Source organism: Idiomarina sp. D18 (genome assembly GCF_057748155.1).
Genome location: NZ_CM173240.1, coordinates 2,748,821 through 2,765,208, shown reverse-complemented (window position 1 = coordinate 2,765,208; position 16,388 = coordinate 2,748,821). Strand labels below are relative to the sequence as shown.

Annotated in this window: 13 protein-coding genes, 2 tRNA genes and 3 rRNA genes; 7 read left to right on the top strand and 11 right to left on the bottom strand. The window is 47.7% G+C overall.

Annotated elements, in window-relative coordinates; all coding sequences use genetic code 11:
* Nucleotides 1–71 precede the first annotated feature (71 nt).
* The 5 genes from rrf to AC3AP5_RS13240 form a co-directional block, all read right to left on the bottom strand.
* Nucleotides 72–187 (bottom strand): 5S ribosomal RNA (gene rrf, locus AC3AP5_RS13260).
* 103 nt (nucleotides 188–290) lie between these two features.
* Nucleotides 291–3,261 (bottom strand): 23S ribosomal RNA (locus AC3AP5_RS13255).
* Between the two features lie 242 nt (nucleotides 3,262–3,503).
* Nucleotides 3,504–3,579 (bottom strand) — tRNA-Ala (locus AC3AP5_RS13250).
* Nucleotides 3,580–3,706: 127 nt separating this feature from the next.
* Nucleotides 3,707–3,783: transfer RNA gene (locus tag AC3AP5_RS13245), tRNA-Ile, on the bottom strand.
* Nucleotides 3,784–3,891: 108 nt separating this feature from the next.
* Nucleotides 3,892–5,433: ribosomal RNA gene (locus AC3AP5_RS13240) — 16S ribosomal RNA — on the bottom strand.
* The 16S, 23S and 5S rRNA genes sit together here with 2 tRNA genes alongside, the layout of an rRNA operon.
* Nucleotides 5,434–5,898: 465 nt before the next feature.
* On the opposite strand from AC3AP5_RS13240, the gene trmA reads away from it, so the two are divergent.
* Nucleotides 5,899–7,005, top strand: a complete 1,107-nt coding sequence (trmA, locus tag AC3AP5_RS13235) for a tRNA (uridine(54)-C5)-methyltransferase TrmA (protein WP_487326857.1) — start codon at nucleotides 5,899–5,901, stop codon at nucleotides 7,003–7,005.
* Here the strand turns inward: trmA and AC3AP5_RS13230 are convergent.
* From AC3AP5_RS13230 to efp, 3 genes are all read right to left on the bottom strand, one after another.
* Nucleotides 7,002–7,412, bottom strand: coding sequence for a MerC domain-containing protein (locus AC3AP5_RS13230; protein WP_006954333.1), 411 nt, complete (start codon nucleotides 7,410–7,412; stop codon nucleotides 7,002–7,004). The two genes, trmA and AC3AP5_RS13230, sit on opposite strands and share 4 nt — an antisense overlap.
* A gap of 77 nt (nucleotides 7,413–7,489) precedes the next feature.
* The gene (epmA, locus tag AC3AP5_RS13225) at nucleotides 7,490–8,449 is read right to left on the bottom strand and encodes an EF-P lysine aminoacylase EpmA (RefSeq protein WP_006954334.1); all 960 of its coding nucleotides are present in this window, start codon (nucleotides 8,447–8,449) and stop codon (nucleotides 7,490–7,492) included.
* A 5-nt stretch (nucleotides 8,450–8,454) separates the two neighbouring features.
* Nucleotides 8,455–9,024 (bottom strand): elongation factor P, encoded by a 570-nt coding sequence (gene efp / locus AC3AP5_RS13220; protein ID WP_006954335.1) that lies wholly within the window; start codon nucleotides 9,022–9,024, stop codon nucleotides 8,455–8,457.
* Nucleotides 9,025–9,135: 111 nt separating this feature from the next.
* On the opposite strand from efp, the gene epmB reads away from it, so the two are divergent.
* Nucleotides 9,136–10,158 (top strand): EF-P beta-lysylation protein EpmB, encoded by a 1,023-nt coding sequence (gene epmB / locus AC3AP5_RS13215; RefSeq protein ID WP_487326856.1) that lies wholly within the window; start codon nucleotides 9,136–9,138, stop codon nucleotides 10,156–10,158.
* A gap of 12 nt (nucleotides 10,159–10,170) precedes the next feature.
* Nucleotides 10,171–10,491 carry a hypothetical protein gene (locus AC3AP5_RS13210; protein ID WP_487326855.1) on the top strand — a complete coding sequence of 107 codons (321 nt, stop codon included), beginning with the start codon at nucleotides 10,171–10,173 and terminating at the stop codon, nucleotides 10,489–10,491.
* Here the strand turns inward: AC3AP5_RS13210 and AC3AP5_RS13205 are convergent.
* The 3 genes from AC3AP5_RS13205 to AC3AP5_RS13195 form a co-directional block, all read right to left on the bottom strand.
* Entirely contained in the window at nucleotides 10,466–10,999 is a 534-nt protein-coding gene (locus AC3AP5_RS13205; protein WP_006954338.1) for a DUF3016 domain-containing protein, read from the bottom strand. The genes AC3AP5_RS13210 and AC3AP5_RS13205 overlap by 26 nt on opposite strands.
* A 131-nt stretch (nucleotides 11,000–11,130) precedes the next feature.
* Entirely contained in the window at nucleotides 11,131–12,774 is a 1,644-nt protein-coding gene (gene groL / locus AC3AP5_RS13200) for a chaperonin GroEL (RefSeq protein ID WP_006954339.1), read from the bottom strand.
* A gap of 47 nt (nucleotides 12,775–12,821) precedes the next feature.
* Nucleotides 12,822–13,112, bottom strand: a complete 291-nt coding sequence (locus AC3AP5_RS13195; RefSeq protein WP_006954340.1) for a co-chaperone GroES — start codon at nucleotides 13,110–13,112, stop codon at nucleotides 12,822–12,824.
* Nucleotides 13,113–13,253: 141 nt separating this feature from the next.
* Here AC3AP5_RS13195 and cutA point away from each other — a divergent pair, with 141 nt between their 5' ends.
* The 4 genes from cutA to accB all read left to right on the top strand — a co-directional run bounded on the left by cutA (nucleotide 13,254) and on the right by accB (nucleotide 16,379).
* Entirely contained in the window at nucleotides 13,254–13,577 is a 324-nt protein-coding gene (gene cutA, locus AC3AP5_RS13190; protein ID WP_040487585.1) for a divalent-cation tolerance protein CutA, read from the top strand.
* The gene (locus AC3AP5_RS13185) at nucleotides 13,574–15,277 is read left to right on the top strand and encodes a protein-disulfide reductase DsbD (RefSeq protein WP_487326854.1); all 1,704 of its coding nucleotides are present in this window, start codon (nucleotides 13,574–13,576) and stop codon (nucleotides 15,275–15,277) included. Before cutA ends, AC3AP5_RS13185 begins: the two co-directional genes overlap by 4 nt.
* A 155-nt stretch (nucleotides 15,278–15,432) precedes the next feature.
* Nucleotides 15,433–15,903 (top strand): type II 3-dehydroquinate dehydratase, encoded by a 471-nt coding sequence (gene aroQ / locus AC3AP5_RS13180; RefSeq protein ID WP_040487587.1) that lies wholly within the window; start codon nucleotides 15,433–15,435, stop codon nucleotides 15,901–15,903.
* Between the two features lie 20 nt (nucleotides 15,904–15,923).
* A complete protein-coding gene (gene accB, locus AC3AP5_RS13175) occupies nucleotides 15,924–16,379 on the top strand; it encodes an acetyl-CoA carboxylase biotin carboxyl carrier protein (RefSeq protein WP_006954347.1) in 456 nt (151 codons plus the stop codon).
* Nucleotides 16,380–16,388 lie beyond the last annotated feature (9 nt).

The following is a 16,388-nucleotide window of genomic DNA, read 5'->3' as shown; positions in this document are numbered from 1 at the left end:
GGCGACGTGCGTCTGGCGAGCAGGCATAAAAAAATCCCCCGTGCTTGCGCACGAGGGATTGTTTATTTGAAGTCTGGCGGTGTCCTACTCTCACATGGGGAGACCCCACACTACCATCGGCGCTGGTATGTTTCACTTCTGGGTTCGGAATGGAGCCAGGTGGTGCCATACCGCTATGGCCGCCAGACATAAACTGTCACAACATGGATTCGGCTGATTGTTTCGCCACTCTCTTATTCAATTCGATAAAGCGTCTTACGTGCTCAACAAGCAAACACCTTGGGTGTTGTATGGTTAAGTCTCACGGGCAATTAGTACGGGTTAGCTCAACGCCTTACAACGCTTCCACACCCCGCCTATCAACGTCGTCGTCTGCAACGACCCTTCAGAGCACTTAATGTGCTAGTGAGAGCTTATCTCGAGGCTCGCTTCCCGCTTAGATGCTTTCAGCGGTTATCGATTCCGAACTTAGCTACCCGGCAGTGCCACTGGCGTGACAACCGGAACACCAGAGGTTCGTCCACTCCGGTCCTCTCGTACTAGGAGCAGCTCCTCTCAACTCTCAAACGCCCACGGCAGATAGGGACCGAACTGTCTCACGACGTTCTAAACCCAGCTCGCGTACCACTTTAAATGGCGAACAGCCATACCCTTGGGACCGACTTCAGCCCCAGGATGTGATGAGCCGACATCGAGGTGCCAAACACCGCCGTCGATATGAACTCTTGGGCGGTATCAGCCTGTTATCCCCGGAGTACCTTTTATCCGTTGAGCGATGGCCCTTCCATTCAGAACCACCGGATCACTATGACCTACTTTCGTATCTGCTCGACGTGTCTGTCTCGCAGTTAAGCTGGCTTCTGCCATTACACTAACCGTACGATGTCCGACCGTACTTAGCCAACCTTCGTGCTCCTCCGTTACTCTTTGGGAGGAGACCGCCCCAGTCAAACTACCCACCAGGCACTGTCCCCACACCCGATTAGGGTGCTAGGTTAGAACATCAAACATACAAGGGTGGTATTTCAAGGATGGCTCCACACCAACTAGCGCCAGTGCTTCTAAGCCTCCCACCTATCCTACACATGTAGGTTCAATGTTCAGTGCCAAGCTGTAGTAAAGGTTCACGGGGTCTTTCCGTCTAGCCGCGGGTACACTGCATCTTCACAGCGATTTCAATTTCACTGAGTCTCGGGTGGAGACAGCGTGGCCATGGTTACACCATTCGTGCAGGTCGGAACTTACCCGACAAGGAATTTCGCTACCTTAGGACCGTTATAGTTACGGCCGCCGTTTACCGGGGCTTCGATCAAGAGCTTCGCTTACGCTAACCCCATCAATTAACCTTCCGGCACCGGGCAGGTGTCACACCCTATACGTCCTCTTTCGAGTTAGCAGAGTGCTGTGTTTTTAATAAACAGTCCCAGCCACCTGGTCACTGCGACCACCTTCAGCTTACGACGCGAAGTCTTCACCAAAGGTGGCGTACCTTCTCCCGAAGTTACGGTACTATTTTGCCTAGTTCCTTCACCCGAGTTCTCTCAAGCGCCTTAGTATTCTCTACCTGACCACCTGTGTCGGTTTCGGGTACGGTCAACATGTACCTGAAGCTTAGAGGCTTTTCCCGGAAGCAGGGCATCAATGGCTTCGCACCCGTAGGTGCTCGTCTCGTTTCTCGGCCTTAAGGGTCCGGATTTGCCTAAACCCTCAGCCTACTAACTTTCACCAGGACTACCAACGCCTGGCCCACCTAGCCTTCTCCGTCCCCCCATCGCAGTACATGTCGGTACAGGAATATTAACCTGTTTCCCATCGACTACGCGTTTCCGCCTCGCCTTAGGGGCCGACTTACCCTACCCTGATTAGCATGGGATAGGAAACCTTGGTCTTCCGGCGTGCGGGTTTTTCACCCGCATTATCGTTACTCATGTCAGCATTCGCACTTCTGATACGTCCAGCATGCTTCTCAACACACCTTCATCCGCTTACAGAACGCTCCCCTACCCAGTGTATGTATCCCGCAAACTACTCCGTTATCCGCAACTAGTGTTGGGACGCTTTCGCACATGCTGTGCGTAAGCGGAATAGCCTGTGGTGATACATACACTGCCGCAGCTTCGGTGTATGGCTTAGCCCCGTTACATCTTCCGCGCAGGCCGACTCGACTAGTGAGCTATTACGCTTTCTTTAAAGGGTGGCTGCTTCTAAGCCAACCTCCTAGCTGTCTATGCCTTCCCACATCGTTTCCCACTGAGCCATAACTTGGGGACCTTAGCTGGCGGTCTGGGTTGTTTCCCTCTCCACGACGGACGTTAGCACCCGCCGTGTGTCTCCCGGATAGTACTCTACGGTATTCGGAGTTTGCATGGGGTTGGTAAGTCGGGATGACCCCCTAGCCCAAACAGTGCTCTACCCCCGTAGGTATTCATCCGAGGCTCTACCTAAATAGATTTCGGGGAGAACCAGCTATCTCCGGGCTTGATTAGCCTTTCACTCCTAACCACAAGTCATCCCCTAATTTTTCAACATTAGTGGGTTCGGTCCTCCAATTGATGTTACTCAATCTTCAACCTGCTCATGGCTAGATCGCCCGGTTTCGGGTCTATACCTTGCAACTCGACGCCCAGTTAAGACTCGGTTTCCCTACGGCTCCCCTATTCGGTTAACCTTGCTACAAAATATAAGTCGCTGACCCATTATACAAAAGGTACGCAGTCACCCCACAAGGAGGCTCCTACTGCTTGTACGTACACGGTTTCAGGTTCTATTTCACTCCCCTCGCCGGGGTTCTTTTCGCCTTTCCCTCACGGTACTGGTTCACTATCGGTCAGTTGGGAGTATTTAGCCTTGGAGGATGGTCCCCCCATATTCAGTCAAGATAACACGTGTCCCGACCTACTCGTTTTCACTCACTATGCGCCGTCACATACCGGGCTATCACCGTCTATGGCTCTGCTTCCCAACAGATTCTGTTAACGCATTGTCAGCTTAAGGGCTGCTTCCCGTTCGCTCGCCGCTACTAGGGAAATCTCGGTTGATTTCTTTTCCTCCGGGTACTTAGATGTTTCAGTTCTCCGGGTTTGCCTCCAAGCACCTATATATTCAGTGCCGGATACTCTGTAAACAGAGTGGGTTGCCCCATTCGGAAATCCATGACTGATAACGACTCTTACTGTCTCGTCATGGCTTATCGCAAGTTAGTACGTCCTTCATCGCCTCCAACTGCCTAGGCATCCACCGTGTACGCTTAGTCACTTAACCATACAACACCTAAGATGTCTGCTATGCAGAACCTCGTGCATTGTATTGCAACTAAGATTGTTTGTTCTCGCTGTACACTTGTAAGATACGCCTCTACCAATTTGAATAAGGTTCAAGTAGAGTGGCATTTCATTACTTTATTACAATCAGCTTGTCCATGTTGTTAAAGAGCATGTAACGCAAAGTTACCGGTAAACATTCAGCTTTGAACGCTTAACGCTAACATCGCTATAGAGAAGAAGTGGTGGAGCCAAGCGGGATCGAACCGCTGACCTCCTGCGTGCAAGGCAGGCGCTCTCCCAGCTGAGCTATGGCCCCACAGACCCCAGGTCTGTCGGCACATCCAACAAAACCCGAAAAGGGAATTTCAAGCTGTGGCAAGGCCGCAAGGAGGACGCATGCACCAGCATGCGACGACGCAGCAACGCAGTTCACAGCGCAGAAATGGTGGGTCTGAGTAGACTTGAACTACCGACCTCACCCTTATCAGGGGTGCGCTCTAACCAGCTGAGCTACAGACCCAGTATAATTTAAGGCTTTATCTTGTGCCAAAGGCACAAGCTACCCCAATTCTTCTCTATTCATCAAACCAAGCAATCTGTGTGGACACTTACATCCATAAGCGAAGTGTAAGGAGGTGATCCAGCCGCAGGTTCCCCTACGGCTACCTTGTTACGACTTCACCCCAGTCATGAACCACACCGTGGTGATCGTTCTCCCGAAGGTTAAACTAACCACTTCTGGTGCAGCCCACTCCCATGGTGTGACGGGCGGTGTGTACAAGGCCCGGGAACGTATTCACCGTGGCATTCTGATCCACGATTACTAGCGATTCCGACTTCATGGAGTCGAGTTGCAGACTCCAATCCGGACTACGACGCGCTTTATGAGATTCGCTTACCCTCGCAGGTTCGCTGCCCTTTGTACGCGCCATTGTAGCACGTGTGTAGCCCATCCCGTAAGGGCCATGATGACTTGACGTCGTCCCCACCTTCCTCCGGTTTATCACCGGCAGTCTCCCCAGAGTTCCCGACCGAATCGCTGGCAACTAAGGATAAGGGTTGCGCTCGTTGCGGGACTTAACCCAACATCTCACAACACGAGCTGACGACAGCCATGCAGCACCTGTCTCAGTGTTCCCGAAGGCACCAATCTATCTCTAGAAAGTTCACTGGATGTCAAGGGATGGTAAGGTTCTTCGCGTTGCATCGAATTAAACCACATGCTCCACCGCTTGTGCGGGCCCCCGTCAATTCATTTGAGTTTTAACCTTGCGGCCGTACTCCCCAGGCGGTCAACTTAGTGCGTTAGCTGCGTTACTCACGTCTTAGTGACACGAACAACTAGTTGACATCGTTTACGGCGTGGACTACCAGGGTATCTAATCCTGTTTGCTCCCCACGCTTTCGTACCTCAGCGTCAGTCTCTGACCAGGTGGCCGCCTTCGCCACTGGTATTCCTTCCAATATCTACGCATTTCACCGCTACACTGGAAATTCTACCACCCTCTTCAGGACTCTAGCGTGCCAGTTCAAAATGCAATTCCCAGGTTGAGCCCGGGGCTTTCACATCTTGCTTAACACACCGCCTACGTACGCTTTACGCCCAGTAATTCCGATTAACGCTTGCACCCTCCGTATTACCGCGGCTGCTGGCACGGAGTTAGCCGGTGCTTCTTCTGTGGCTAACGTCAATTCAGCAAGCTATTAACTTACTGACCTTCCTCACCACTGAAAGTGCTTTACAACCCGAAGGCCTTCTTCACACACGCGGCATGGCTGCATCAGGCTTGCGCCCATTGTGCAATATTCCCCACTGCTGCCTCCCGTAGGAGTCTGGGCCGTGTCTCAGTCCCAGTGTGGCTGATCATCCTCTCAGAACAGCTAGGGATCGTCGCCTTGGTGAGCCTTTACCTCACCAACTAGCTAATCCCGCTTGGGCCCATCTCTAGGTGTGAGGCCCGAAGGTCCCCCACTTTGGTCCGTAGACATTATGCGGTATTAGCCACCGTTTCCAGTGGTTGTCCCCCGCCTAGAGGCAAGTTCCCAAGTATTACTCACCCGTCCGCCGCTCGTCAGCAAAGAAGCAAGCTTCTCTCTGTTACCGCTCGACTTGCATGTGTTAGGCCTGCCGCCAGCGTTCAATCTGAGCCATGATCAAACTCTTCAATTAAAAAGTTCAATCAACTCAATGAATTACGTGTGCTTGCTACCTCAGTAGCTAGACACTCATTCAAAAGTTGCAATATTTTTTGTTGCTTACTTTTGCAAGTGCCCACACAGTTTGCTTGGCTTGATATATTGTTAAAGAGCGTTTCTCAGCAGCCTTGCTGCGAGAGGTGCGTATTCTACACACCGTCAGTTTTCTGTCAACACTTTTTTGAAAAAAGATTTTTTAGAAAACTTATGTTTTCGGCGACTTCGTTGTCTGCCTCAAACGTGGGGCGTATTTTAGACATTTATCTCCGTGGGTCAAGGGCTATTTTCAATGTTTTTATTCGTTTGTACAGATTCCCGTCAAATGTAAATAAACACAACACAATTAAGCCCAAATTCGTTTAATAAGTCACCAAATCGGCACTAAGCCGACAAAAATGATAAACTAAAAGCTACTAACTTAAAGAAACGCCTATTAATCATGACCTACAAAACAATCGATCCGTCCGAATACCCGCTGCAATTTGCCGAGAAGGCAAAACACTTACAGCAATTGTTGTCTCCTTACTATAAAGGAGAACTTGAACTACACGAGTCGCCACGCACTCACTACCGTATGCGTGCTGAGTTTCGAGTTTGGCATGAGCAAAACGACTTATATTACATAATGTTTAATCCCGAAACGCGGGAGAAAATCAGAATGGATGAGTTTGTTCCTGGCTCTGGGCTTATTAATACCCTGATGAAAGCGGTCAGAGACTATGTCATTGATAAGCCAATCTTGAGAAATAAGCTGTTTCAGGTAGATTTTCTTACGACTACAACCAATGAAGCAGTTATCTCCTGCTTATACCACAAACAATTAGATGCGGAATGGGAAGAGTCCGCAAAGCAAATGCATGAAGCACTATCTCCAATAACTGACAAGCTTGGACTCATCGGTCGTGCAAGAAAGCAAAAGCATGTCATCGGAACCGATGAAGTAGTCGAGTGCTTGAATATTGGTAACCGTCATTGGAAAACCGTACAAACTGAAAATGCATTCACCCAACCGAATGCCGAGATCAACAAGCAAATGATAACTTGGGCAATAAATAGTGTGGGAACACCGAAACATGACTTGCTCGAGCTATATTGCGGTAACGGTAACTTCACTCTGCCACTCTCAACACAATTCGAACACGTGCTGGCTACGGAGATCAGTAAACGGTCGGTGGCTTCTGCTCAAGTGGCGACAGAAATGAACGGAATCAATAATGTTGAGTTCGTGCGCATGTCGTCAGAAGAGTTCAGTGAAGCACTCAAAGGTGACGTAGAAAAGCGAAGATTACAGAATATCGACCTGACGAGCTATGATTTTGGAACCGTACTTGTCGATCCGCCTCGCGCAGGCCTTGATGCTCTTACACTTAATGTAGTCAGTCAGTATCAAAGGATACTCTACATATCCTGTAACCCAGACACACTCATACAGAATATAAACGACCTGAGTGATAAGTTTACCGTTACAAAAGCGGCCTTATTCGACCAGTTTCCTTATACACACCATATCGAAGCCGGTGTCTTGTTAGAACGAAAAACTGGCTAAACATTTTTGGCTTCAGCGAGTGGGGCATTTGCTGAAGCCATTATTTTACGTGATCGACGTAAGTTACTGATGTGCGCGTAAATGATCAGTCCAGCGCCAACGGCAATAATAACCGGTTCTCCCCACGGACCAAGAATGTCTCGTTGCGAATATATTAATGCACCTGCGAGCAGCGGGATTAATAGAGACCACTTCCCATGCTGTTTAGCGCCGCCAATGAGCGCAGTTAGACCCACAATAACGCTGATACCTAAAATTGTGTTTTCGAGTAAATCCTCGCCTAAAAACGAGAAACCTACCAATGCAAGTAATGGGAGAATTAGAGGTAATAGCAAACAATGGATAGCACAGACCGTGGTGATCCATATACCCGCTCGATCCAGCTTTTGTTGTTTTGAATGAGTCATTTGCCCCCCTTACCTCAATGAGTCTGTTATATTATAACATACGTACATTGGTCGCAAGAGCGATCACAATTTAATCGTTAAGCTGAGGTGTATGAAAACGGAATCACGCGCTCAATTGAAGTTTCCTTTGTCTTAATCATCAGCAAACGATCAAATCCCATTGCGACACCTGCGCATGGAGGTAGCCCGTGTTCTAGCGCCGCTATTAAAAAACAATCCGCCGCGCGGTAGGGCAATTGAGCACGCTCACGTGCTGCAATATCTTTGTTGAAACGCAATGACTGCTCTACTGAATCGCTCAGTTCGTAATAACCATTGGCAAGTTCAATCCCCTCCCAATAAATTTCGAAACGTCGCGCTACGCTAGGATTTTTACTATCAATTTGGGCTAAGGCTGCCTGACTTGCAGGAAAGTGAGTAATAGCCGTTGGTTGCGATAACGATAATTGTGGCTCTACGTAAAGATTGAAAGCGACCTGCAAAATTGTATCCACATCCGACTCACTTGCCATCCAATCTTTCGTTCGCTCATCATCTTTCAAACGCTGATGAATTGCCTTTATTCCAGCCGGTGTTAGAGGGTCACACTGCATGTGTTGCAGAAAAGCATCTTGATACGTCAATTTTACTAAGGGCGGAGCGTCAGCAACTGTCATTAACAACTCACCAATCTCAGCTATCAGTTGGTCATCGTCAAAACCCACTCGATACCACTCGAGCATCATAAACTCAGGGTTATGGTGACGGCCAACCGGATCATCGCGTACCACATGGCTTAACTGATAGAGACTATGCCCATATTGCGCTAGCAAACGCTTCATCGCATATTCCGGGGAGGTTTGAAGATAACGTAAGTTGTGCTGACTATCGCGCGTACTGAGGTTTTCAATATGCCGATCGGTGACACCGTGTTGGCACAATAGTGGGGTATCGACTTCTAACACATCGCGCTCGAAAAAAAACGAACGAAGTTGCCGCAACAACTCCGCTCGTTTCTTTAATACGTTTAACGTGGCTTTTGAACGCCAGTCAGACATAGTATTTACTTCTGCACGCGTGAAACATATTCGCCTGAGCGAGTATCCACTTTAATAACTTCACCAATTTGCACGAACAACGGGACACGCACTACTGCGCCGGTGCTTAGTGTTGCAGGTTTACCACCTGTACCGGCAGTATCACCTTTTAGCCCTGGATCGGTTTCAGTAATCTCCAGCTCAACGAAATTAGGTGGTTGTACGTTAATCGGGTTACCTTCCCACAGAGTAAGCGTACATACGTCTTGCTCAACTAACCACTTTTCAGCTTCACCGACGGCTTTTGCATCCGCGGCAACTTGCTCAAAGGTTTCATTGTTCATGAAGTGCCAGAACTCACCGTCGTTATAAAGGTATGCCAACTCCAGTTCAATTACATCGGCGCCTTCCACAGACTCGCCTGATTTAAACGTTTTCTCAACGACTTTGCCACTGATGAGTTTACGGATTTTAACACGGTTAAATGCCTGACCTTTACCCGGCTTAACCATCTCGTTTTCAACGATGGAGCATGGCTCACCGTCTTGCATGATCTTTAAGCCACCTTTGAATTCGTTGGTGCTGTAATTCGCCATAAATTTTGTATCCTTGTTTCTCAATACAACTTGATTGCCGCAATAATAAACCAATCCAAGCGGTTTTTCAGGTAAAATAATGACATTAATTGTTAAATAGGGAGTCGTGCAGTGCAAACTCTTGAAGTATCAACGCGCGATGAATGGCAGCTGGAGTTGGCTAAAAGCTATAAAGATCCGCGCCAGCTGCTTACAACATTAGGGCTCGATCCCAATGCATTCAACGAGCACCTCGAAGCAAAAAAGTTGTTTTCGTTCCGTGTGCCGCGGCCCTTTGTCGAGTTGATGGAAGCTGGAAACCCACAGGACCCTCTCCTGCGACAAGTGCTACCCCTCGCTGATGAATTCACAGTAACGCCAGGGTACAGCGTCGACCCACTTAATGAAGTGACCGACAAACGTGAGCATGCAGTTCCCCAAGGTCTACTTCATAAGTATGCATCGCGTGTACTACTTCTGGTTCAGGGGGCGTGCGCCATAAACTGTCGCTACTGCTTTCGTCGCCATTATCCCTATGCAGATGATGTATTACCGCGTAAGCAGTTTGACGAGTGTGTCGAGTACGTTCGTCAGAATCAAGAAGTGAATGAAGTCATTTTAAGTGGCGGCGACCCGCTTTTTGCCAATGATGGTTATCTCATCGAACTCGCCGATAAATTGGCCGAACTAAAACAAATAAAGCGGCTTCGCATTCACTCTCGCCTGCCGGTGGTATTGCCACAACGTTTAACCGAGCGTCTTGCGACGCATTTAACCCAGCGCTTCGAGCAAGTGATATTGGTGATACACGCCAACCACGCTAATGAAATCGGAAGTTCGCTTAAACAGCACCTAGCAACATGGCGACAACGTGGTGTCACATTACTGAATCAAAGCGTCTTATTAAAAGCAATCAATGACGACGCAGACTCACTCTCACAACTCAGCGAAAGGCTTTTCGATGCGTCTGTGTTACCCTATTACCTACACCAACTCGACCCGGTTCAAGGAGCTGCGCACTTTGCCGTCAGCGACGCACGCGCACGTGAACTTTGGCAACAAATTAACGCCAGACTGCCTGGGTTTTTAGTCCCCAAGCTCGTTCGCGAAATTCCTAACCGAGACAGTAAAACACCCATCATGCCAAGCGAATGAGGAAAACCAAAGATGAGTGAAGCAATTGATCGCGTTGACAAACAGTTACAAGAACACCTGCGCGTACTCTATCGACAAGTTGTCGACGCGGACCAGTATTTAGATGATTTAAGAGAACAGGGCAAAGCTAAATTTGACAGTATCTTTGTTGAACAAACAGCTTTCGAAACCAAAGGCAATCGCTTTCAGCCTTATCTCCATGAAGTGACAAAAAATGTAGAAGCCTGGCAACTGGAGCGTGACAATGAAGCGTTGTTGAAAACCATTGTCGAACAACTCCAGCTACTAACAGAGACGTTGGCGCGCCTTAAGCAGATCCGCCAGGCTGGTTAGCCTTAATTTGCTCGGAGAAGGTTTCTCTGAACCACTCTTCGAGCATCTTATGTTCATAGTAGTTAATATCTCGATTACGTTTAATCGAGGCCATACTATCCATATCAAAACCCATATCTTTTACAACAACAGAGTTCTCTTTAATAACCTGCCCTTGCGCGTCAGTTAGCTTGTAAGTCAAGTTAATACGCGGAAAATCAATAGGCCGTACAACACGAATATAAGATGTTGCGCTTTGACCAAAGGTCGGCTCGATCCGACCGGTTAAATCCACATCCGTAACCGTTACCTCAAGCGTTTGCTTTTCTGGCAACAAACTCGCTAATTCATTAAACTTCTCAGTGAAATCTTCTTTTGTCTTCTCTTGGAAACGCGACTCAATGCCCGTAGCCGGCGAAAAGTCGGTGTACTTCTCAACATCCTTGAACGTTACTTTAGCCTCGCCCGCAAACACAGACGTTGCAATAAGTGATAACGGAATCAACGATGTAACCCATATCCTTTTCATAATCACCTCCATAGGTAATTGACTCACAAGATTTGACTACAATATAACCAAAAGATTCCCTGATTATATAAACAAACAAAAAAAGAGCCCCGAAGGGCTCTTTATTAAGTGTTCATGGGGTGAACGACAGCTTACATCATGCCGCCCATACCGCCCATGCCACCCATGTCGCCCATACCACCCGCAGACTCATCGTCTTTAGGGATTTCGGCAACCATTGCTTCGGTCGTGATCATCAATGAACCAACCGATGCAGCAAATTGCAGTGCAGAGCGAGTAACTTTAGTTGGGTCAAGGATACCCATCTCTAGCATGTCACCGTAGGTGTCATTACCTGCGTTGTAACCGAAGTTACCTTCACCTTCACGTACACGGTTTGCAACAACAGACGCTTCAGCACCTGCGTTATACGCGATTTGACGCAGTGGTGCTTCCATCGCACGTAGCATCATGCGAATACCTACGTTTTGCTCTTCATTGTCGCCGGTTAATTCCGCTAGCTTGCTTGCAGCGCGAACCAAGGCAACGCCACCACCCGGTACAACACCTTCTTCAACCGCAGCACGAGTTGCGTGCAACGCGTCTTCCACTCGAGCTTTCTTCTCTTTCATCTCAACTTCAGTTGCTGCGCCAACTTTAATTACCGCAACACCGCCAGCGAGTTTCGCAAGACGCTCTTGTAGTTTCTCACGGTCGTAATCAGATGAAGTTTCTTCCATCTGTTGTTTGATTTGCGTGACACGGCCTTCAATCGCAGCGTCATCACCATTACCATCAACAACAGTGGTGTTGTCTTTAGTAATAACAACACGTTTAGCAGTACCCAAGTCTTCGAGCTGAGTTTTTTCAAGCTCCATGCCGATTTCTTCAGAAACGACGGTACCACCGGTCAATACCGCGATGTCTTGAAGCATAGCTTTACGACGATCGCCGAAACCAGGTGCCTTAACAGCCGCAACTTTTACAATGCCGCGCATGTTGTTAACAACCAAGGTCGCCAACGCTTCGCCTTCAACGTCCTCAGCGATAATAAGCAGTGGCTTACCTGCTTTCGATACGCCTTCAAGTACAGGCAGTAATTCACGAATGTTCGATACTTTCTTATCAACCAACAAGATGAATGGGTTGTCGAGTTCAACAGAGCCGCTTTCTTGGTTATTGATGAAGTAAGGAGACAAGTAACCACGGTCGAACTGCATACCTTCGACAACATCAAGCTCGTCTTGCAGCGCTTGACCTTCTTCAACGGTAATAACGCCTTCCTGACCGACTTTATCCATCGCCTTAGCAATGATTTCTCCAATGGTGCTATCAGAGTTAGCTGAGATAGTACCTACTTGTGCAATGGCTTTGCTGTCAGCACAAGGTTGAGAGATCTTCTTCAGTTCTTCGACAGCGGCAGTAACTGCTTTATCGATACCGCGCTTCAGATCCATTGGGTTCATACCCGCTGCAACTGCTTTCACGCCTTCGTTTACGATAGCTTGTGCTAAAACCGTTGCAGTGGTTGTACCGTCGCCTGCTTCGTCGTTAGCTTTAGAGGCAACTTCTTTAACCATCTGCGCGCCCATGTTTTCGAACTTGTCTTCAAGCTCGATTTCTTTCGCTACAGAAACACCATCTTTAGTGATGGTTGGTGCGCCGAATGATTTATCTAGAACAACGTTACGGCCTTTAGGACCTAAGGTCACTTTAACCGCGTCTGCAAGGGTGTTTACACCTTTCAACATTCTTTGACGCGCGTTATTGCCAAATTTTACTTCTTTTGCTGCCATTTTTTGATTCCTCTTAACTGTACTCTTAGAGACTGTTTAGATTCGGCTTACTCTTGGATAGCCAAGATGTCGCTTTCGCTCATGATCAGGTATTCTTCGCCGTCAATTTTTTCAGTCTTAACGCCGTACCCTTCATTGAAAAGCACTTTGTCACCCACTTTAACGTCAAGTGGACGTACTTCACCGCTCTCTAAGATGCGTCCGTTGCCAACGGCAACGACTTCACCACGCGTTGATTTTTCTGCTGCTGAGCCAGTTAGAACGATACCGCCTGCCGATTTAGCTTCGACTTCGATACGCTTGATAATGACTCGGTCGTGTAAAGGACGAAGTTTCATTTCTCGATAACTCCTTAACCTATTGTTGTTGATAAAACCCACTGAGTGGGCGTTTAAATTTAGTCGTGACCTTTAAATGGGGTATGATTTTCTGTTATCAAGGTTTGCAAGAAAATTTTTTTCATCATATTCGAGGTGAACATGACTACCCCCATCCGCATGGTTTACACCACTACCGACGATGGCGAAGTTGCTGATAGACTAGCCAAAACAATGATTGAGCGACGTCTAGCCGCCTGCGTAAAAATCGTGCCCAAGGTGAGTTCTTACTATCGCTGGGAGGATAAAGTTCAGTGCGACAGCGAATACTGGTTGGTGATTAAAACCCATCATTGGCAGGTCGCAAACCTTAAGCAGTTTATCAGCGAACAGCACAACTATGATTCACCCGAGTTTATCGTTACAGAAATCGTCGATGGACTTGAGTCATACTTGGACTGGGTTGAGGTACAAACCAAACCATGAAAAAAATATGTTCGACTTTCTTATTTGCACTAATCAGTTGGAACCTACTCACGGCCAATGCCGTTGCCCAAAGTAGTAATATCTTTGACCAGCAGCCGGAGTTTTTAACGGTCGATCAAGCCTTTAATGTTCAGGTGCTTAGTGAAAAGCCACTCACTATTGGCATTGAGATCCAGCCTGGCTATTACTTGTATCAGCACGCGTTTAAACTCACACCTGCATCGGCTCTTAATCGACCTATCGAGTACCCTCCTGCGGAATCACACGTCGATGAGTTCTTTGGTGAGAGTCAGGTTTACCGAAATTATGTCGAACTGACGTACTCACTCAATGCAGGTGTCAACGAGGTGACCTTTCACTATCAGGGTTGCGCCGACGCCGGCTTATGCTATCCGCCCGAAACACGCACTATTGGTGTTCAAAGTGATACCAATGAGCCCATTAAGGCGGCATCTAATCCTACGGAAAACAACCAGGTTGAACAGGTCGACTTCGCCACCTTAGGTTTATTTTTTCTATTAGGTATCGGACTCGCTTTTACTCCCTGCGTATTTCCCATGTATCCAATCATCTCAGCGACAGTTGTTGGAGACAAACCAAAGACACTTAAAAACCTCGTCTTTCTTGCCTTCATTTATGTGCAGGGAATGGCTATCACCTATTCGTTGCTAGGACTTATCGTTGCTTCAATGGGGATGCAATTTCAGGCTTATTTCCAACACCCAGCCATCATTGCCACCTTAGCAATTGCCTTCGCGATTTTTGCCATGAGCATGTTGGATATTATCAATCTGCAACTTCCGTCGAGTTGGCAGTCTCGTTTAGACCAAATCAGCAGAAAACAAAATGGCGGTCGAATTGCCGGTGTATTTTCCATCGGCGTGATTTCCGGGTTAGTCGCTTCCCCCTGCACGACCGCGCCATTGAGTGGGGCATTGCTGTTCGTTGCACAAACTGGCGAATGGCTCTCTGGCGCTATACTATTGTACGCCCTGAGTTTAGGCATGGGCTTACCACTAATCGTTTTCGCCGCATCCGGTGGAAAGTTACTACCGAAAGCCGGCGCTTGGATGAATATCATCAAGCACTTGCTCGGCTGGTTACTATTAGCTGCTGTGGTTTTCTTATTAGAGCGCCTGTTTAACGACACAGTAAGCTTCTTTTTATGGCTTACTTACTTTGTCGGTCTAGCGGTGTATATGGGACGACATATTAACGATCTGAAGCATCCGTTAAGCCGCACTTTACTCTATCTGCTGGTAACGGCGACAGCCGTCGCTGGTAGCTATTGGCAAGTCGATAAGTATTACTCTGTTAAACAAACTCACGGTTTTTTCACTCAGGTTGAAACGCGAGCAGCGCTTGAGCAACAGCTGAATAACGCACACCAATCTCAGCAGTGGGTGATGGTCGATCTTTATGCAGATTGGTGCGTTGCGTGCAAGGAGTTTGAGCAATATACCTTTTCACGCCGTTCAGTACAGAGTGCACTCACCGAATTCAAAAAATTGCAAATAGACGTTACCGCGAATACTGCGGAACACAAGCAACTACTCAGCGACTATCAAGTACTGGGATTACCAACGCTTTTATTCTTCTCCCCAAATGGCGAGGAGCTCAAGCAGTGGCGTGTAACCGGCTTTTTGGATGAAGATGCGTTCAATGAACATTTACAAAAGATGAAAGACACTGCAAACTAGAGTTTGCGGCGAAAATCGCTGATAAGACCAGTATTTTACTGCAAACTAGCATAACTCAACTATAATGCAGAAAGTTTTGTCAAAATGGCGGTTAAACTTTACTGAACCGCCATTAATCTTTGACTTTTAACATGTTCGTAACTTTTGGCGGCAATATGCAAAACACTTCTCGACAAAAAAAGCATATTTTGGTTTTAAACGGCCCTAACTTGAACTTATTAGGAAGCCGTGAGCCCAATATATACGGACATGAAACGCTTAAAGATGTTGAACAGTTACTTCAAACACAAGCGAATACGCTCGATGTAACGCTCGAGTGCAAGCAAAGCAATCGCGAATATGAACTGATCGAATGGGTACACGCAGCGGCTAACAAATCCCAGATGATCATCATTAATCCGGGCGCATTCGCGCATACCAGCGTAGCGCTAAGAGATGCATTGCTTGGCGTGGGAATACCTTTTTACGAAGTACACATCTCCAATATTTATCGTCGCGAAGCGTTTCGACATCACTCATATTTGGCAGATATAGCCGAGGGTGTCATTAGCGGCTTCGGGATTTACGGTTACGAGCTAGCGTTAGCTGCGGCTAATCGGCTCATCGATTCAACTCTAGAAAAATAAATTAGAGGTTAAACAGCACCATGGATATCCGCAAGATTAAGAAGCTCATTGAGTTAGTTGAAGAATCGGGCATTTCGGAATTAGAAATTACAGAAGGCGAAGAGTCTGTTCGCATTAACCGCTACAGCCCGCAACCAGCGCAAGCACCTATCCAATACAGTGCCGCGCCTCAACAAGCAGCTCCTGCACCAGCAGCACCGCAAAGTTCTGACAGCGCGCCGGCTGAGTCAGAGGAAATCTCAGGACATATCGTTCGCTCACCAATGGTAGGCACCTTCTATGAAGCACCCTCACCAGACGCAAGTCCATTCGTGACTGTCGGCTCACGTGTTAATGCAGGCGACACGCTGTGTATCGTTGAAGCGATGAAAATGATGAACCAAATCGAAGCCGATAAGAGTGGCGTTATTAAGCAAATCTTGGTCGAAAACGAAGAACCCGTTGAATTTGACCAACCTCTGTTCGTCATTGAATAAGATTAAACC